Source organism: Halorientalis sp. LT38 (genome assembly GCF_037031225.1).
Lineage (GTDB): Archaea > Halobacteriota > Halobacteria > Halobacteriales > Haloarculaceae > Halorientalis > Halorientalis halophila.
In genome coordinates, this window is sequence record NZ_JAYEZN010000001.1 from 2,739,927 (window position 1) to 2,756,476 (window position 16,550).

Genomic DNA, 16,550 nt, shown 5'->3' on the forward strand with positions numbered 1-16,550 from the left:
GACTATCTGGGGCCGTGAGCGAGGGTCGGTGAACGGTGAGAACGGATCTCCCTTTTTTTGTACCACACTGGCATACCGACTGACAATGAGAGCCCGTGGATCCCTGCTGGCCGCCCTGGTCGTCACCGTCGCCCTCGCGCTCGTCGCCGTGCCGGTACTCGGCGCCGTCGGCGCACCCGCACCGGCGACCGACGCGGCCCCGGCACAGACCACCGACGAGAACGAGACCGACCGAAACGGGACGGAGGGCCTGGGTGCCCGAATCGGCGCGTTCATGCAGGCCAACAGCGCCGACACGGAATCCGCCGTCGAGGAAGGCATGTGGCAAGCCCGGTACAACGCGACCGGCGAGGCCGAGCGCGCGGATCTGGTCTCGGCTCGCGTGGACCGCCTCGACCGGCGCGGTGACCGACTCCGCGACCGGATGGCCGCCCTCCAGGCGCGCTACGAGAGCGGCGAGATCCCGCGCGTGGCCTACGTGGCCCAGGCGAGCCGGCTCGCAGAGGAACTGAACGCCCTCGACGAATCGGTCAACCGGACCGAAGACCGCGCCCGCGCCGTGGGCGTGAACACCTCGCGTCTGGACGCGATTCGCGACCGGGCGCGAGAGATGCGAGGGCAGGAGGTCGCGGCCGTCGCGCGGAATCTCTCCGTCGTGCGACCGGGGAACGCCGGCCCGCCGGGAGATGTCGGTCCGCCAGGTGACGCCGAGGACCGACCCGACGGCCCCGACGTGACCGGGCCGCCTCGGAACGTGACCGACGGGTCCGACCGCGGACCACCCGGCGACCGCGGCCGCGACGGCGACCTGCCGATCGGTGACGATTCCGACGCGAACGTGACGGACGGAAACGGCTCTTCTCCGCTGGATTCGGGCCTCGACGAGGGTGACCGCCTCGGCGGCGCCGATTCCGACGGCAACGACCGGATCGACGACTCGGACGGTCGGGACAGCACCGACGACTCGGACCTGACTGACGGGACAGACGTCCTCGACGGCGCCGACTCGGACGGGACCGACGGATCCGGCGACGACGGGCTCCTCGGGGGCCAGTGACCCGGTCGGCCCGGGGAGGGACTCGCCGCGAACGGCCGGCCCGACCCAGATAGCCTTTTCACTGGTCATCACTTACGTTCGGTAAATGGATTCGGCCGAGCTACTCGATCTCCTGGGAAACGAGAACCGCAGGCGGATCCTTCGGCTGCTCGCCCGAAAGCCCTGTTACGTGACCGAGATCAGCGAGTACCTCGGTGTGAGTCCCAAGGCCGTCATCGACCACCTCCGCAAACTGGAGACGGCCGGCCTGGTCGAGAGCCGGACCGACGACCAGCGGCGGAAATATTACTTCATCTCCCAGAACCTGCGGCTGGAAGTCAGCGTCTCGCCCTACGGCTTCGGTGCCAAGAGCGCCTATCCCGCGAGCCAGAGCCTCGACGTCACCGCCAGCTGTCGGTACCTGAAGATCGACGTCGGCTCCCGCGAACCCGGTGACGTCTCCGACATCGCGGCCGAACTCGCACGGCTGGATCAGCTGGAAAACGAGCTGTCGATGGCCCAGCGGTGGGTCCAGGGCCGCCTCGCCACGGTCATGGAGCGACTCGGCGACGAACTCGGCGTGGAGGACACGCGACTGTACGCCGACGTGCTGGGGGCGCTGGCGGACGGCCCGGCGTCGACGGACGCGGTGGAGGACGCGGTCGACGCGCCGAACCCCGTGGTCCGCGAGGCGCTCTCAGAACTCAGCGAGCACGGCGTCGTGGCGCAGTCGGACGACGAGTGGCGGATCCGCGATTAGGGGCCGCCCGTCGACGCGAGGTCACGGGTCAACCCGTCGCGGAGGTCCCGGCCGAAGTAGTGACCCAGCAGACTGGCGAGCGCGCCGACGCCGACTCCGACGGCGACGAGGGGGACGCCCGCACCCAGCACCGAAATCGCGAGGTTGCCGAGCACCCAGCTGAGCCCCGCGGCCAGCCCACCCGACAGCGTCACCTCGGCGTAGCGCCGGTGCTCGCTCCCGAGACCGGCGGCGAAGGCGACCGCCGAGATCCCGACGAGTCCGCCGACCGATCCGAGGGGGAGCGTCGCCCCTGCGACGACCATCCCGACGGCTGTGAGGACGAACAGGAGCAGGAACGCCCGGACCGAGAACAGTCCCTCGAAGGGCGTGGTCAGTCGAGACGCCGCCGCACTGAAGGGTGCACGGAGCACCGCACCGAGGCGGCCACTGATTCCGCGGTTTCCGGACTCCTCCGTGGTCCCGTGGGCGGTCCCGGCGTCGACCGCCGGTTCGTCCGCGAGCCCGAGCGACGACTCGACGGGCGGCTCCTCCTCAGGCGCCCGGGCGGATCGAGACCGTTGCTCGGAACGTTCGGCCATGCTGAATGGTCCGCCTCGGGCGACGTGAGTCTTTTCCCCCGCGGGGCGGTGAAAAAGGTGGTTTCAAGTCCGGCCACGCGGTAGCCCGGGGTATGAACCCAGGCGACCGGGTCCGCGTCGAGCGCGCGGACCAGCGCTACGAGGGCGTCCTTCTGCCCTCGACGACGGACGACAACCTCGTCGTCAAACTCGACAGCGGCTACAACGTCGGCGTCGACCGGGCCGAGGCCGCCGTCGAAGTGCTCGAGGCCGACACCTACGACGTCGCCGGCGCACAGGACGCCGCGGGCGAGTCCGAGATCGCGTTCGACGACGACCTGCCGACCATCTCGCTGATCTCGACCGGCGGCACCATCGCCTCGACGGTCGACTACCGGACGGGCGCCGTCACCGCCCAATTCGACGCCGAGGACGTGCTGCGGGCGGTGCCGGACCTGGCCGGCCGGGCGAACTACCGCGGCCGCGTCGTCGCGAACATCCTGAGCGAGAACATGACGCCCGACGTCTGGCAGGAGCTGGCCCAGGCCGTCCACGAGGAGATCGAGGCCGGCGCGGACGGCGTCGTCGTCATGCACGGCACCGACACGATGCAGTTCACCGCGTCGGCGCTCGCCTTCATGCTCGAGACGCCCGTCCCGATCGTCTTCACCGGGAGCCAGCGCTCCGCGGACCGCCCCTCCTCGGACAACGTCATGAACGCCGTCTGCGCCGTCGAGGCCGCCAAGGCCGACTGCGCGGAGGTGCTGGTCTGCATGCACGCCGACGAGGCGGACGAGCGCTGCGCCCTCCACCGCGGCACCCGCGTCCGGAAGAACCACACCTCCCGCCGCGACGCGTTCGAGACCGTCGGCGCGAAACCCCTCGGCGAGGTGGACTATGAACGTGAAGACGTCACCTTCCACCGGGAGCACGCCCAGCGCGGCGAGACCGACCTCGCCCTGCACGACGACCTGGCGACCGACGTGGGCCTCGTGAAGTTCACGCCCGGCACCGATCCCGCGATGCTCGACGCCGCGGCCGACGGCGCCGAGGGGGTCGTGATCGAGGGGACCGGCCTGGGCCACGTCAACACCGACTGGATCGAGACGGTCGAAGCACTGACCGAGGCCGGGACGACGGTCGTGATGACCAGCCAGTGTCTGGAAGGGCGGGTCTGCGACCGGGTGTACGACACCGGCCGGGACCTGCTCGACGCCGGCGTGGTCGAGGGCGAGGACCTCCTGCCCGGGACGGCCAAAGTCAAACTCATGTGGGTGCTCGCGAACCGGGACGACCCGGCCGCGGCGATGCAAACGCCCCTGGCCGGCGAGATCCAGGCCCAGTCCCGGCCCTGGACCTGACATGGGCGACGAGGGGGCCGACCTCGCGGTCCGCCAGGCCGGGCCCGACGACCACGAGGCCGTCGCCGAATTTACCGAGGACTCCTGGCCGGACCGCGAGGTCAGCGACTACCTCCCCCGCGTGTTCCCCGAGTGGGTCGAGAGCGACGGTCCCGACCAGCGCACCTTCGTCGCGACCGTCGACGGCACCCCCGCAGGCGTCTGTCAGGGCGTCCTGCTCTCCGACCACGAGGCCTGGGCGCAGGGGATGCGCGTCGCACCCGACGCCCGCGGCCTGGGGCTGGCCCACCGGCTCACCGACGCGGTCTTCGACTGGGCGGCCGACCGCGGGGCGACCGTCTGTCGCAACCTCGTCTTCTCCTGGAACGTCCAGGGGCTGGGAACCTCCAGAGGGGTCGGTTTCGAGCCGGTCACCGAATTCCGGTGGGTGCATCCGGAACCGGACGCGGACGCCGACGCTGGGGCCGAAGCGGAGCCCGATCACGTCGTCGCCGACGACCGCCCGGACGCGGCCTGGAGTTACTGGCAGCGCAGCGACGCGAACCGGGCGCTCCGGGGACTCACGCTCGCGCCAGACGAGTCCTGGGCCGTCCGGGAGCTGACCCGCGACGTGCTCCGCCGGGCCGCCGACGAGACGCGAGTCTTCGCCGTCAGCACCGACGAGGGAACGCGGGCGATGGCCTACCGGGCCCGCGACTACGACTCGGCCGAAAGCGGCGAGCGGATCGCCGAGTACGGGGTCGCCGCGTGGGCCAACCACCCGGCCGCACGGTCGCTGTTCGCCGCCATCGCGCGGGACGCCGCGGCGGTGGACGCAGACCGGACGCGCGTGCTGATCCCCGAGACGGCCCGGGCCGTCAGCGACGCGGCGGCCGTCGGGGTCGAGATCGGCGAGGAACCCGACTTCGTGCTGGAAGCCGACCTGACCGGGCGGTGAGGGGGCCACGGCCCGAGGACTTTAGGCCGATGCACACATACGTGTGCACATGGGGACTGAGTACAAGAACGTCCGCCTGACGGAGGAGGCCTACGAGAAGCTCCGCAGTCGGAAACGCGAGGAGGAGTCCTTCTCGGACGTAGTCGCTCGGCTCGCCGGCGAACGATCGCTGCTCGAACTCAGAGGGATGCTCGACGAGGACGAGGCCGACGACGTCGAAGCGGCGCTCGATGACAGTTACGGTGACTACGCCGACGACCTCGCCGCCGACTGGGACGATCGATGATCCTCGACACGTCGGTGGTACTCGATCTGATGCGGGACGATCGAGACGCCGTCGAGCGCGTCCGCGAACTCGAAACCGACGGGATCGCGCAGCGACTCTCGGCGATGACGCTGTACGAACTCCACTGGGGACTGGGGTACACCGATCGGTCGGCCGAGGAGCGGGCCGAGATCGAGGCCGTCGTCGAGTCCAGAACGCTGTACGACGTGACCCCCGAGATACTCCGGAAGGCCGGGCGGATCGGCGGCGGACTCCGGAGTGAGGGACTGCCGCTGGACGACCCGGGCGACGAGATCATCGGTGCGACGGGTGTCGTCCACGACGAACCCGTCTTGACCGCCAATCCGACCGACTTCCGCCGGATCGACGGGCTCTCCGTCGACACGTATTGAACCGCACCGCGCGACGTCCGATCACTCGCCCGCGACGGTTGCGGACCGGGCGCGTTCCAGATAGAGAAGCACCCCCGCTAGCCCCCCGTATCCGATCGCGGCGACGAGTGGGACGGGGGCGAACGGGTCTCCGAGGAACGTGACGACACCGAGGCCGTAGCCGACTCCGAGCAGCAGGCCGGTGACCGTCCGCGTCGCGTTCCGTCCGCGTCGGTCCCCGAAGGTGACGAGCGCCCACTGGACCAGCGCGGGAGCGGGAAACGCCAGGATGGCAAGGGCGTGCCACGGCCGCCAGAGGCCCCAAAGCGCCGCCGCCATCCCGAGGACGATCCCCGGATAGATTCCTGAACAGCGGGCACAGAGGCGGACGGTTCGGCCCCGAATCGAGAGAGTGTGACACCGGTGGTACTCGTCCGGAAGGTGGTGCGAGAGGAAAAACGGGGCCGTGCGACGGAGTCCGGCGCGGATCTCGGCCGGCACGGAACTCTCGTCGTGGGCCATGCTCCTCGGTCACTCCTCGTCGACGTAGATGCGCTGGAACTCTTCGTCGGTCTTGCTCAGGTAGATGATCCCCTCGATCAGTCCGACGACGCCGGGGATGGCCGTCCAGAAGAAACAGAGGTAGAGGATCCCCATCTTGTTGTCGCCCAGGTAGAACTTGTGGACGCCGAAGATGCCGAGCAAGATGGCGAGGACGCCGGCGGTGACCCGGTCCTTCGAGCTATCGCTGACGGCCGGTTTCTGTCGGACGCCGCACTCGGGGCAGATCTCGGCTTCCTTCTTGATGATCTCGCCGCAGGACGAACAGTACTGCTCGGTCTCGTCCGGCTTCCGATCGGCACTCATGTCCGAAGAGGGGGTTGGCGCGGTGATAATACCTGTGAAAATTATCTGACTCGTTACCCGCCGCTGACCGGGGGAAAGAGCGCGAGTTCGTCGCCCGCTTCCAGTTCGGTCTCGCGGCCCTCGGCGGAGACGAACGGGTTGTCCCCGTTGCGGAGGACGCGGATGTGATCGCGGAGCTCGCCGTCGTCGTCCAGGACTTCCTCGGCGAGTTCCGGGTGTGCCTCGAGCAGGGCGTCGAGGGCCTCGCCGAAGGTCGCCCCGGGTTCGACGTCCACTTCGACGTAGGACTGCCCGACGGTCTCCTTGAGGTTGGCGAAGAGCTGCCACTCCATACCGTGGGTCCGGAGCGCCTCGACAAAGAGCGTTCGGTGTCAGTCGTCGCTCTCGGACGAGGCCGCCCGGGCCGCCGCCGGGTCGGCGACCGCCGCGGCGACCTCGAGTTTCCGGAGCAGTTCGGGCCTGGCGACGGCGTAGACGGCGTCGCCGGCCGCGAGGACGTGGCCCCGGCCGGGGATGGCCTCGATGCCGCCGTCGGCCAGCCGCACGGCCATCACGGCGACGTCGAGCGAGCCGACGGGCTGGCCGACGAGCGGACTCGTCGCGTCGAGTTCGACGACGCTCATCGTCTCCTCGGCGCCGCGCAGCAGCGAGGCGAACTCGCGGTCGAGGCGGGCCTCCGTGGGCAATGTTACGAGCCGGTACTCGGTGTCTGCGTCGAGCACCTCGGTGTCGGCCGCGTCGACAGCCAGCGTCACCGCGTCGCCCGCGACGCCCCTGACTTCGGCGGTCGTCACGCGCTCGACCGGATCCCGTCGCCACACCTGGACCACGTCGCCGGCGCTGGCGGCGAAAGCCGGGTCGGCCCGAATCACGACGGCTGCGGTTTCGGGCGGGAGCGTCGGGCCGATGCCGGCCACCCGTGCACCGAGGGCGAGGAACTCGACGCTGCCGTCGGCTGCGACGTCGACGTCGACGTGACCGACGCCGTAGTCGCTCTTGAGTCGCGTACGCAGGCGGTCTTCGAGGTCGGCCACCGTCAGTCGCCGGGGGAAGAGGAAGGTCCGGCCGGCCAGTTGCGCCTTCGTCTCGTCTGGGACGGGATCGTAGCCCACGATGTCGTCGATCTCCTCGGGGAGTTCGACGGCGATCACGCGCCCGACGGCCTCGACCACCCGGCTGACCTCCCCCTCCACGCTCCTGCTCCCGGTGGCGGCGAAGAGGTCGTTGCCCAACCGGTCACCGACGTCGACGCCCCCCGCGGCCGTGAAGCCGGCGAGGAGGAAGGCGGCGACGTTGAACACCGCCGTCTCGGGGGAGAGCGGGGCCGTCCCACCGGCGAGTACCTGCCCCAGAATCGCGGTCGTGTTGAAGGAGACGGCGACGCCGGCGAGACCGACGAGCACCGGGAGCCCGCGCTGGACGCGCTCGCGGGTGTACCAGCGGTACAGGAGCGCCACGGCCGCGGAGAGGCCGCCCGAGAGGACGGCCAGGCCGAGCAGTTGCGCCGCTGCGACGGTCGGCCGGTCGAGCACCGCGGCGAACTGGAGCGTCACGCGACCACCTCCGCGAACGCGTCGAGTTGCCTGGGCTCGCCGACCGCGAACAGTTCGTCACCGGCCGCGATACCGAGCGTCCCGGGCGGCGTCACCAGCCAGCCGGTCGGCTTCCGCACCGCCAGCACCGCCACGCCGTGCGTGTCCCGGACGGTGGCCGTTCCGAGGGTCACGCCGTCGAGTTCGCTCTCTGCCCCGACCGTGAACCGGCGGAACCGGATGCCGCTACGCCGGAGCAGTGAGACCAGTTCGTACTCCAGGCGCGTGCCGCGGGCCTCCACGACGACCCGCGCCCGGTCGGCCCGGACGAGGGGTTCGGCGTCCGTCCGGCTGACCGCCGCGGTGAGCCGGCCCTCGCCGCCGCCGGTCGTCGGCGCCCTGACAGCCCGCGCCGGTGCGTCGTCGTCTTCGACCGCGTCGGCGCCGGCTTCGGCCTCTGCCCCCTCGATTTCGGCCGCAGTCGGCGATGTCAGTCGGCGGTCGGCGGCTGGGTCGTCGGATTTGGCGCTCACGACGGTGCCGCCGACCTGCGCGTCGTTCGTGACGAGCGTCACCTCGTCCCCGCGCGCGAGGCCGGTGGGGATCAGCGCGTCGACGGAGACGGCGCGTTTGCCGGCGGGGATCCGCTTCGAGAGCCCGGAAAAGGGCGGTGCGGCGGCGACCGAGGCGCGACCGCGTTCGTCGATGCTCACCGTGACGTCCCCGAGGTCGAACTCCGTGCGCAGGCGCTCTGCGACGCGGTCCTCGAGTTCGGAGACCCGCAGATCCGCCGGGAGCGTGTACTCGGCCTCCCCGATCTCGGACCGGAGGTCGTCGGGCAGCGGCGGGTACCCCTCCACGTCGGAGACGTCGCCGACGACGGTGATCCGGACCTGGTCGCGGCCGCCGACGAACTCGACGACGTCCCGGGGGAGCGTGCGTTCGCGGAGTTTCGAGAAGGAGAGCCGACGCGGGAAGTTCGCGCCGAGTTGGTCGCCCTTCGCGTGGGCGTACAGGGACAGGGCCGTGACGACGAGAATCGCCGTCACGAGGATGGGCGCGTTGGCCGACTGGGTGACCGTCGGGTCGGCCAGCGCGAGCAGGCCACCGCTGACGCCGGCGAGCGCGACTGCGAGCACCACCACACCGAAGCCGGGGATGGTGACGCCGGTGAAGTACTTGAACCCGAAGCCCAGCGTCCAGGCGACCAGCGCGGGGATGATCCCGGTGAGGAAGCCGAGATAGACCCCCAGCAACACCTCGACCGGGAGTGAAGCCATGGGGTTCGCTGGGAACGCCTCGTACTAACCAGTACCGACGACTTCCGGCGCGAAGGGGCCGGTCCGGCGGTTTTATCCCGGGCCACGCCGGATGGGGGGACATGTCGTCCCGAGGCGTGTTGCTGCGAACGCGAGTCGCCGTCGTGCTCGTGGCGCTCGTCGCCCTGCTCTCCTTCACGACGGGTGTCGTCAACATCGGGATGACCCAGATAGCGGGCCCGCTCGGGCCGTTCATCCCCGATGACGTGGAGCAGGCGGCCGGGTTCACCGGCGCGCTGACCGGCTTCCTCATGCTCGGGAGCGCCTTCGGGCTCCGGCGCGGGTTGCGCGTCGCGTGGTACTCGACGGTCGTCCTCCTGCCGGTCACCGCCGCACAGGGGCTGGCCCAGTCGAACGTCCTCTCGTCGCCGCTGATCGTCCTCTCGCTGCTCTCGCTCCCGACCGTCCTCATCAACTATCGGCGGTTCGACCGACCCCTCGCCCTCTCGACGACGCAGCTTGCCGCTGGGGCGGCACTGGTCGGGACGATGGTCTACGGGACCGCCGGGACCTACCGCCTCAGGGGGGAGTTCGCGAACGTCGAGACGGTCCTCGACGCGGTCTACTACACCATCGTCACCGCGAGCACCGTCGGGTACGGGGACGCGATCCCCGAGAGCCAGCAGGCCCGTCTGTTCTCCATCTCCGTGCTGGTGCTCGGCGTCGCCAGTTTCACGCTCGCACTCGGGTCACTGCTCGGCCCGGCCATCGAGGCGCGGTTCGCCCAGGCACTCGGAACCATGACCGACCGACAACTCGAACTGCTCGAGGACCACGTCATCGTCCTCGGCTACGGCGACCTGACGGAACCGATCATCGAGGAACTCTCCGGGACGACGCCCTTCGTCGTCATCACGCCGGACCAGGACGCGGCGGCTCACCTCAACGCGCGGGACATCGCGGTCCTGTCCGCCGATCCCAGCGACGAGGAGCCCCTCCACCGCGCGAGCATCGAGGACGCTCGCGCCGTGGTCGCGGCCACGGAGAACGACGCCAACGACGCGCTGGCCATCCTGACCGCCAAGTCGCTCAACGCAGACCTTCGGGTGGTCGCGGCCGCGACCGACCGCGAGAACGTCGAGAAACTCAGGCGGGCGGGCGCTGACTCGGTCATCAGCCCGGCGGTCATCGGCGGCCACCTGCTCGTCGAGTCGGCCCTCGGCGACGAGGACGTCGAGACGCTCGCAGACAGGATCCTGGCGAACGACGGATCGGGCGACGAGGCCTGATCACCGGTTCCGGTCGACGATGGCGACGTCGCAGTCGAGATCCCGGATGCGCTCGAAGGTCGGCGGTGAGATCAGGCGGGAGGCCCGGCTCCGGTCCGTGCTCGCGCCGAGGAAGATCAGGTCGTAGCTGTTCGCGCCGTCTCGGAGGAAGGTCTCGATCGACGCCCGCGAGACGCGCGTCTCAAGCGGGCCGTCGAACGGCTCGACCAGGTTCGAGAGCATGTTCTCCGCCCGACGGCGGTTCCCGCCCTCCTGCATGCAGTGCGCGACGCCGACGTGCCCGGTCCGCCCGGTCAACCGGAGCGCGAAGTCGATCATCGCGTGGGCCACGTCGCTGGCTCGCCGGACCGGCACGAGCACCCGGCGCCAGCCGACTCGCCCGTCGACGGAGCGATGGACCAGCACGTCGACGTCACCACTGAACAGCTGTCGGACGAACGGCGAGAGGCTCCCGTGGTGCTGTTCGTACGGCGTCGCGATCAGGTCGCAGTTGGTCTCCTGGGCGGTCGTGAGCACCGTCTTCGACGGGCGCCCGGTGGCGACCGCCACGACCGACTCGCACGGGACGCCCACCTCCGTCTCGATGCGCGCAGCCTGTGCTTCCAGCCGGTTCGCAGCCGTCGAGGCGGCGCGACGCTCGGTCAGATCCTCGAGCGCCTCGTCGTCGAGGTCCGCGTCGTCGGGCTCGGGTGCCGACCCGGCGTCGGTCCCCGCCGCGTCGCCGGGGCGCCCGCCGTCGGTCCGGGCGCTCCGGGTTTCCGAGAGGAGTTCCCGCTCGGCCGCGGCCAGTCGCTCGTCGTCGACCACGTCGAGCAGGACGACCTTTCCGGCCTCGTGGGCGGCGGCGAGGGCGGCGGCCAGCATGGCGGTCGCCTCGGCCGTGTCGGTGCGCATCGGCACGAGGACGTGGTCGTCGCCGTTGGTCGACTGGTAGAGATAGCGAGCCCGCTCTTCGTAGACCGTCTCGCGCCAGAGGAGGAAGACGGTCGCCACCAGCGCCGACGACACGAGGACGCTGCCGACGTACGCGAGCCGCGGCGTGACCGTCACCGACAGCCCCGCGAGCACCTCGAGCGTGATCGAGTTCGCCTGGCTCACGTCGATGACGTGGATGAGCAGGGCGCTGGAGAAGGCCGAGGCCTCCTCCACGTCGAGGAGCCAGGTCACGACTCCGGTAAGAAAGATCGACAGCGCCGCGGCGCCGGGATCGACGGCCGTCTCCCCGGGTGCGGCCCAGAGCGCGGTGGCGATCAGGTAGGCGATCCAGCCACACAACGCCCCGACGGTCAGGCCGCCGACGAACCGCGTCGGCGAGGCGTACTCGCTCTCGGGGTTGGAGAAGAGCGTGAACGTGCCAGACGCCAGCGGCGGAAACAGCAGGAACGGGAGCACGGAGACCGCGTTCGAGAGCCAGGTGACCATCGCGATCAGCAGGGGGACGAACACGATCACCGAGAGGTGGATCAGGTTGCGCGTGTTCTCGAGCCAGCGCCGGATCGCCCGCAGTTCGCGGCGCTCGAGGCGCCGAACGCGGGCCCGGACCGCGGCGAGTCGTCGACGCAACCGATCGCGCATGGCGGTCGTTGGCGAGCGGGGGACTAAAACTGCGCGGCGGTCTCAAACTGTGGTCGCCGCCGACAGCGAGATCTCGATCGCCCGCTCGACGTTGTTCTGTGCCTTCTCGGGGAGTTCCTCGGCCTCGGTCTCGCCCTTCTGGGTCCCCTCGACGAGGTTGCCGTCGACCGTACAGATCGCGCCGGCGGCCATCCCCTTGCGACGGGCCAGCGAGAAGATCGCCGCGGCCTCCATCTCGACGGCCAGTAGGCCGGCTTCCTCCCAGTCGCGTACGTAGGCGTCAGTTTCGGCGTAGAACGCGTCATCCGTCGCGATCGGGCCAACGTGGACGTCTTCTCCCCGCTTCTCCGCGGCGTCGACCAGTGCCGAGAGGACGTCGTAGTCCGGCACGGCCGGGACGGTGTCGCCCTCGTACCGCCCGGTCGTCCCCTCGTCTTTGGCTGCGCCCGTCGCGACGACCATGTCCCCGATCTCGATGCCGGACTGGAGCGCGCCGGTCGTGCCGACCCGGATCAGGGTCTCGACGCCCACGGCTTCGAGTTCCTCGACGGCGATGGCGGCCGACGGACAGCCGATCCCGGTCGAGCAGACGGTGAGCTCGCGGCCCTCGTAGGTGGCGTTGACGACCTTGTACTCACGGTTCTGTGCCACCGTCGTCGCCTCGTCACAGGCGTCGGCGATCCGGTCGACGCGGCCGGGGTCGCCCGGCAACAGCGCGACGTCGGCCAGCGCACCGTCCTCGACGAGCAGGTGTGGTTGTTTCGCCATACCCACTCTTCAGGCAGGCGGTACAAAACCGTCGGGTGTTCGGCCGGCGTCGCCACTCAGGAACGCGAGTCGTCCCGGCCGAAGACCCGTCCCAGCGGGCCGACGAACTGCGAAATCGAGAGATCGGTCGACTCGAAGTACTTCTTCGTGCGGTAGGCGCCCCGCGCGGGGAAGCCGATGAGGAAGAACACGACCGCGGTCAGAAAGACCGGGACCGGCGACACTGGCAGCAGCGCCTGCTGGATGATCCCCTCCACGAGCAGGAGGCCGAGCAGGAAGACGCCGGCGAGGATCGAATGCCGGCCGAGGCTCCCGATGAAGGCCCAGCGCGGGCTCTCGCTCTCCAGGGGTTCCACGTCGTCTTCGGTGCTCTCGGATCCGGTATCGACCGCAGGGTCGGTATCGTCGGCCGCCGCGACCGGTTCGTTGCCACCGGTCACGGGCGCGTCCGGCGCTGGATCGCGGCGGGCGTTCGGATCCCCCGCTCTCGCCGGTTCCGGACCGCTCTCGGCCGCAATCTCCGGTTCGTCGGGTTCCGTTCCAGCGGGCTCGCGCCACCAGACGCGGCCCACGCCGACGTCCTTCGAGTCGAGTTCCCCCCGGTCCACGAGGTCCTCGAGGCGGTTCAGCGTCGCGCGCTTCCCGATCGGGAGTTCCTCGGCGACCTCGGAGGTCGTCAGGACGGGGTCCGCCGTCGCCTCGAAGACGCCCAGAATGTTCTCGTCACGGGCCTTCTGGGCGGGTGCCCGCGGATACTCCTCGGAACCGGAGTCTGAGGGCATGGGAATCCATATTTCGCCCATGCGCATTAATCTTGGGGGACCTAGACGACGGCTGTAAGCCCTCGCAATCCGAACTTCGCGCTTACGAAATAAGGTTCCAGAGCAGTAACCTTTATACTCTCGGCCGGACATGGGTAGGATGAGGGCGCGGGGGAAGTGGAGCTCGCCACTCCGACCGATCACCACGCGTCCGCGACCCGCACGGACGGACCAAAACCCAACACCACGGGGTTGACCGGTACCGACCCTCACTCTCGTTCCCTTTCGATACCCGACTCGCGAGCGCCGCTCACGCCGCTCCCAGGGCTGCGAACAGCAACACGTTGTGCGTCCCGGGCCCGAGTCCGACGGCGGCGACGAGCCCGAGCGCCGCGTTGCCCTGGACCGGGTCCTCCTCCAGGAAATCCGCGAACAGCACCAGGACGCCGGCGGCGATCAGGAGCTTCACGAGCACGAACAGCCAGCCGCTACCGAGCAGGGGTTCGGTCGGCAGTGAGGCGGCGAAGTCCATGATCGCCTCGGGAAGTGGGCTTCGCTCCCCGCTTCCCAGCAGGTCGACGCCGACCGCGGTGGACACGCCGTCGAGAACGTGCCCGAACACGACGACCGCACCGAGAGCCCCCGTTCGGGCGGTCACGGTCGGTCGCAGGTGTCGGACTGCGCCGTACGTCCCAGCAGTGAGCGGAACCGACGCGACGAGCGCCGCGAGCGGGAGCACCGGGGCGAACGTCCCCCGGGTGGTCGCCGTGGCGACGACGTTCGCGGCACCGACGAGCGTCACGACGCCGCCGACGACGGCGAGGGGACGCGGAACCCGGCGGTCGAGTGAGAGCAGCCCCACCCAGACCGCCCCGGCCAGCAGGAAGGTCGTCACGTACACTGCGGGTGCGCCCAGGAGCGGGGCGATGGCCGGCGGCGCGGCCCCGAGCTGGTAGACGACGTGCAGGGCTGCGCCCGCGGTCATCCACGGGGTGAACGCGAGGACGAGTCGCTGCGTGACAGGTGGTCGACGACTGTACAACGCGGCGCCGACGGCGAGGCCGGCGACGACCAGCACGAGCAGATACGGCGTCGCGGGGACGGCCAGCCCCTCAGGCAACACCTGGCGAAACATGTCGGAGGGGGTCGGCCGGCCGCCGAAAGCCTTCCGGTCGGCCACGTCCCTTTTTCCCCGTCCGCTGCTATCGAGGCCCATGGACGTACCCGGGCGGATCGACCACACGGTACTGGGGCCGGCGACCACCGGCGACGAGGTACTGGGGGTCGTGGACGAGGCCGTCGAACACGGGATGAACGCCTGCGTCCCGCCGTGTTACGTCGATCTGGTCGCGGACTACGCGCCCGAGACGACGCTCGCGACGGTGATCGGGTTTCCCCAGGGGCAGCACGCGACGGAGACGAAGGTCAGTGAGGCCGAGCGGGCCTGGACCGACGGCGCCGACGAACTCGATCTGGTGGCCAACGTCGGGCGCCTGAAATCGGGCGAGGAAGACACCTACGAGGACGAAATCGGCGAAGTCGTCGCCGCTACCCCGATGCCCGTGAAGGTCATCCTCGAGACGTCGCTGCTCAGCGACGAGGAGACACGCCGGGCGGCCGAACTCGCGGTCGCCGCCGACGCCGACATGCTCAAGACCGCGACCGGGTTCGCCGAGGGCGGCGCCACGGTGGCCGACGTCGAACTGCTGAGCGAGTACCTGCCGGTGAAGGCCAGCGGCGGGATCGGCTCCTGGGAGGCGGCGAAAGCGATGTTCGACGCCGGGGCCGAACGCATCGGCGCGAGCAGCGGGGTCGCCATCGTCGAGGAGTGGGCGGCGGCGGGGCAGCCATCGACCGGAGCCGGATCGGACGGGGCGTGACGGATCCGTCGCGTTTTTGCTCGGCGAGCCCCGAGGACGGAGTAGCGAATGGCCCGCTATCACATCGAGACGTACGGGTGTACCTCCAACAGGGGTGAGACCCAGCAGATCGAGCAGGCGCTGCGCGAGGGGGGCCACCACCCCGTCGACGGCCCCGAAGCGGCCGACGTGGCGATCCTCAACACCTGCACGGTCCTCGAGAAGACGGAGCAGAACATGCTCCGGCGGGCCAGAGAACTCGACGCGGAGACGCCCGGCGACCTGGTGGTGACCGGTTGCATGGCGCTCGCCCAGGGCGACCTCTTCCGCGACGAGGAGTTCGACGCGGAGATCCTCCACTGGGACGAGGTGCCCGAACACGTCCGCAACGGCGAGTGCCCGACCGTCACCGACGGCGTCGAACCGGTGCTCGACGGCGTGACCGGCATCCTCCCCATCGCGCGGGGCTGCATGAGCGACTGCTCGTACTGCATCACCAAGCAGGCCACCGGTCGCATCGACAGCCCGTCGGTCGACGAGAACGTCGAGAAGGCCCGGGCGCTCGTCCACGCGGGCGCGAAGGAGATACGTATCACCGGCCAGGACACCGGCGTCTACGGCTGGGACAGCAATCAGGGCGAGAGCCTCCTCCCCGAGCTACTGGACCGCATCTGCGATATCGAGGGCGACTTCCGGGTTCGGGTGGGGATGGCCAACCCGAAGGGCGTCCACGGCGCCCGCGAGGACCTCGCCCGGGTGTTCGCCGAGAACGACGAACTGTACAACTTCCTGCACGCGCCCGTCCAGTCGGGCAGCGACGACGTGCTCGCCGACATGCGCCGCCAGCACGCGGTGTCGGAGTACGTCGAGGTCGTCGAGACCTTCGACGAGCACCTCGATTACTGGACGCTCTCGACGGACTTCATCGCGGGTTTCCCGACCGAAACCGACCGCGACCACGAGCAGAGCCTCGCGCTCATGCGCGAGACGCGCCCCGAGAAGATCAACGTCACGCGCTTCTCGAAGCGCCCCGGCACCGACGCCGCCGACATGAAGGGGCTGGGCGGCCAGACGAAGAAGGACCGCTCGAAGGAACTCTCCGAACTGAAGATGGACCTCGTGGGCGGGGCTCACGAGGAGATGGTCGGCACCGATCGCAGGGTCCTGCTCGTCGAGGACGGGACCGGCGAGTCGCTCGTGGGCTACGACGAGGCTCACCGCCAGGTCGTGATCGCCGACGCGGAGGAGCGGGGGCTCGCGGTCGGCGAGTTCGTCGACGTCGAGATCACGAGCCACAACACGGTGTACGCCTTCGGCGAACCGATCTGA

Annotated in this window: 19 protein-coding genes; 9 read left to right on the plus strand and 10 right to left on the minus strand. The window is 70.0% G+C overall.

Translation table 11 applies throughout. The annotated features are described in order from the left end of the window. The first annotated feature begins 85 nt into the window (after positions 1-85). Entirely contained in the window at positions 86-1,057 is a 972-nt protein-coding gene (locus tag U5918_RS14100) for a hypothetical protein (protein WP_336002062.1), read from the plus strand. A gap of 85 nt (positions 1,058-1,142) precedes the next feature. Then, a complete protein-coding gene (locus tag U5918_RS14105; protein ID WP_336002064.1) occupies positions 1,143-1,796 on the plus strand; it encodes an ArsR/SmtB family transcription factor in 654 nt (217 codons plus the stop codon). Here U5918_RS14105 and U5918_RS14110 read toward each other — a convergent pair. Then, a complete protein-coding gene (locus U5918_RS14110; RefSeq protein ID WP_336002066.1) occupies positions 1,793-2,377 on the minus strand; it encodes a hypothetical protein in 585 nt (194 codons plus the stop codon). The genes U5918_RS14105 and U5918_RS14110 overlap by 4 nt on opposite strands. Positions 2,378-2,469: 92 nt before the next feature. On the opposite strand from U5918_RS14110, the gene gatD reads away from it, so the two are divergent. From gatD to U5918_RS14130, 4 genes are read left to right on the plus strand one after another with little or no spacing between them, the layout of a single operon-like run. Next, positions 2,470-3,717 carry a Glu-tRNA(Gln) amidotransferase subunit GatD gene (gene gatD / locus U5918_RS14115; protein WP_336002068.1) on the plus strand — a complete coding sequence of 416 codons (1,248 nt, stop codon included), beginning with the start codon at positions 2,470-2,472 and terminating at the stop codon, positions 3,715-3,717. Between the two features lies 1 nt (position 3,718). After that, the gene (locus tag U5918_RS14120) at positions 3,719-4,654 is read left to right on the plus strand and encodes a GNAT family N-acetyltransferase (RefSeq protein ID WP_336002070.1); all 936 of its coding nucleotides are present in this window, start codon (positions 3,719-3,721) and stop codon (positions 4,652-4,654) included. Between the two features lie 49 nt (positions 4,655-4,703). Beyond that, positions 4,704-4,940: an antitoxin VapB family protein gene (locus U5918_RS14125; RefSeq protein ID WP_336002071.1), complete on the plus strand. Its 237-nt coding sequence runs from the start codon at positions 4,704-4,706 to the stop codon at positions 4,938-4,940. Beyond that, the gene (locus tag U5918_RS14130; RefSeq protein WP_336002073.1) at positions 4,937-5,332 is read left to right on the plus strand and encodes a PIN domain-containing protein; all 396 of its coding nucleotides are present in this window, start codon (positions 4,937-4,939) and stop codon (positions 5,330-5,332) included. The genes U5918_RS14125 and U5918_RS14130 overlap by 4 nt, the downstream gene beginning before the upstream one ends. A gap of 21 nt (positions 5,333-5,353) precedes the next feature. Here U5918_RS14130 and U5918_RS14135 read toward each other — a convergent pair whose 3' ends face one another. From U5918_RS14135 to U5918_RS14155, 5 genes are read right to left on the minus strand one after another with little or no spacing between them, the layout of a single operon-like run. Further along, entirely contained in the window at positions 5,354-5,833 is a 480-nt protein-coding gene (locus U5918_RS14135; protein ID WP_336002074.1) for a DUF2085 domain-containing protein, read from the minus strand. A gap of 9 nt (positions 5,834-5,842) precedes the next feature. Continuing rightward, positions 5,843-6,178, minus strand: coding sequence for a TM2 domain-containing protein (locus U5918_RS14140; RefSeq protein WP_336002075.1), 336 nt, complete (start codon positions 6,176-6,178; stop codon positions 5,843-5,845). Between the two features lie 53 nt (positions 6,179-6,231). Beyond that, entirely contained in the window at positions 6,232-6,510 is a 279-nt protein-coding gene (locus U5918_RS14145) for a ubiquitin-like small modifier protein 1 (RefSeq protein ID WP_336002077.1), read from the minus strand. Positions 6,511-6,549: 39 nt separating this feature from the next. Further along, positions 6,550-7,731: a TrkA C-terminal domain-containing protein gene (locus tag U5918_RS14150; protein WP_336002079.1), complete on the minus strand. Its 1,182-nt coding sequence runs from the start codon at positions 7,729-7,731 to the stop codon at positions 6,550-6,552. Continuing rightward, on the minus strand, positions 7,728-8,990 hold the full coding sequence (locus U5918_RS14155) for a potassium channel family protein (RefSeq protein WP_336002081.1): 1,263 nt from the start codon (positions 8,988-8,990) through the stop codon (positions 7,728-7,730). Before U5918_RS14155 ends, U5918_RS14150 begins: the two co-directional genes overlap by 4 nt. 101 nt (positions 8,991-9,091) lie before the next feature. Here U5918_RS14155 and U5918_RS14160 point away from each other — a divergent pair, with 101 nt between their 5' ends. Beyond that, positions 9,092-10,258, plus strand: coding sequence for an NAD-binding protein (locus tag U5918_RS14160; protein WP_336002083.1), 1,167 nt, complete (start codon positions 9,092-9,094; stop codon positions 10,256-10,258). Here the strand turns inward: U5918_RS14160 and U5918_RS14165 are convergent, their stop codons facing one another. The 4 genes from U5918_RS14165 to U5918_RS14180 all read right to left on the minus strand — a co-directional run bounded on the left by U5918_RS14165 (position 10,259) and on the right by U5918_RS14180 (position 14,497). Continuing rightward, positions 10,259-11,833 (minus strand): HPP family protein, encoded by a 1,575-nt coding sequence (locus U5918_RS14165; RefSeq protein ID WP_336002085.1) that lies wholly within the window; start codon positions 11,831-11,833, stop codon positions 10,259-10,261. It abuts the gene before it with no gap. A 42-nt stretch (positions 11,834-11,875) separates the two neighbouring features. Next, on the minus strand, positions 11,876-12,601 hold the full coding sequence (locus tag U5918_RS14170) for a nucleoside phosphorylase (RefSeq protein ID WP_336002087.1): 726 nt from the start codon (positions 12,599-12,601) through the stop codon (positions 11,876-11,878). A 56-nt stretch (positions 12,602-12,657) separates the two neighbouring features. Beyond that, complete coding sequence (locus U5918_RS14175) at positions 12,658-13,383, minus strand: hypothetical protein (RefSeq protein WP_336002089.1); 726 nt, start codon at positions 13,381-13,383, stop codon at positions 12,658-12,660. 289 nt (positions 13,384-13,672) lie between these two features. Continuing rightward, complete coding sequence (locus tag U5918_RS14180; RefSeq protein ID WP_336002091.1) at positions 13,673-14,497, minus strand: DUF63 family protein; 825 nt, start codon at positions 14,495-14,497, stop codon at positions 13,673-13,675. A gap of 79 nt (positions 14,498-14,576) precedes the next feature. Between U5918_RS14180 and deoC the strand changes: the two genes are divergently transcribed. Then, positions 14,577-15,242: a deoxyribose-phosphate aldolase gene (gene deoC / locus U5918_RS14185; protein WP_336002093.1), complete on the plus strand. Its 666-nt coding sequence runs from the start codon at positions 14,577-14,579 to the stop codon at positions 15,240-15,242. Positions 15,243-15,290: 48 nt separating this feature from the next. After that, the gene (locus tag U5918_RS14190) at positions 15,291-16,550 is read left to right on the plus strand and encodes a tRNA (N(6)-L-threonylcarbamoyladenosine(37)-C(2))-methylthiotransferase (RefSeq protein ID WP_336002094.1); all 1,260 of its coding nucleotides are present in this window, start codon (positions 15,291-15,293) and stop codon (positions 16,548-16,550) included.

Excerpts from the sequence above, each read along its gene's own strand:
- U5918_RS14155 (WP_336002081.1), bottom strand. The coding sequence starts at position 8,990 with ATGGCTTCACTCCCGGTCGAGGTGTTGCTGGGGGTCTATCTCGGCTTC.
- U5918_RS14175 (WP_336002089.1), bottom strand. The coding sequence starts at position 13,383 with ATGCCCTCAGACTCCGGTTCCGAGGAGTATCCGCGGGCACCCGCCCAG.
- U5918_RS14190 (WP_336002094.1), top strand. The coding sequence starts at position 15,291 with ATGGCCCGCTATCACATCGAGACGTACGGGTGTACCTCCAACAGGGGT.
- U5918_RS14100 (WP_336002062.1), top strand. The coding sequence starts at position 86 with ATGAGAGCCCGTGGATCCCTGCTGGCCGCCCTGGTCGTCACCGTCGCC.
- U5918_RS14140 (WP_336002075.1), bottom strand. The coding sequence starts at position 6,178 with ATGAGTGCCGATCGGAAGCCGGACGAGACCGAGCAGTACTGTTCGTCC.
- U5918_RS14130 (WP_336002073.1), top strand. The coding sequence starts at position 4,937 with ATGATCCTCGACACGTCGGTGGTACTCGATCTGATGCGGGACGATCGA.
- U5918_RS14125 (WP_336002071.1), top strand. The coding sequence starts at position 4,704 with ATGGGGACTGAGTACAAGAACGTCCGCCTGACGGAGGAGGCCTACGAG.
- deoC (WP_336002093.1), top strand. The coding sequence starts at position 14,577 with ATGGACGTACCCGGGCGGATCGACCACACGGTACTGGGGCCGGCGACC.
- U5918_RS14135 (WP_336002074.1), bottom strand. The coding sequence starts at position 5,833 with ATGGCCCACGACGAGAGTTCCGTGCCGGCCGAGATCCGCGCCGGACTC.
- U5918_RS14110 (WP_336002066.1), bottom strand. The coding sequence starts at position 2,377 with ATGGCCGAACGTTCCGAGCAACGGTCTCGATCCGCCCGGGCGCCTGAG.
- U5918_RS14145 (WP_336002077.1), bottom strand. The coding sequence starts at position 6,510 with ATGGAGTGGCAGCTCTTCGCCAACCTCAAGGAGACCGTCGGGCAGTCC.
- gatD (WP_336002068.1), top strand. The coding sequence starts at position 2,470 with ATGAACCCAGGCGACCGGGTCCGCGTCGAGCGCGCGGACCAGCGCTAC.
- U5918_RS14165 (WP_336002085.1), bottom strand. The coding sequence starts at position 11,833 with ATGCGCGATCGGTTGCGTCGACGACTCGCCGCGGTCCGGGCCCGCGTT.
- U5918_RS14170 (WP_336002087.1), bottom strand. The coding sequence starts at position 12,601 with ATGGCGAAACAACCACACCTGCTCGTCGAGGACGGTGCGCTGGCCGAC.
- U5918_RS14160 (WP_336002083.1), top strand. The coding sequence starts at position 9,092 with ATGTCGTCCCGAGGCGTGTTGCTGCGAACGCGAGTCGCCGTCGTGCTC.
- U5918_RS14120 (WP_336002070.1), top strand. The coding sequence starts at position 3,719 with ATGGGCGACGAGGGGGCCGACCTCGCGGTCCGCCAGGCCGGGCCCGAC.
- U5918_RS14105 (WP_336002064.1), top strand. The coding sequence starts at position 1,143 with ATGGATTCGGCCGAGCTACTCGATCTCCTGGGAAACGAGAACCGCAGG.
- U5918_RS14180 (WP_336002091.1), bottom strand. The coding sequence starts at position 14,497 with ATGTTTCGCCAGGTGTTGCCTGAGGGGCTGGCCGTCCCCGCGACGCCG.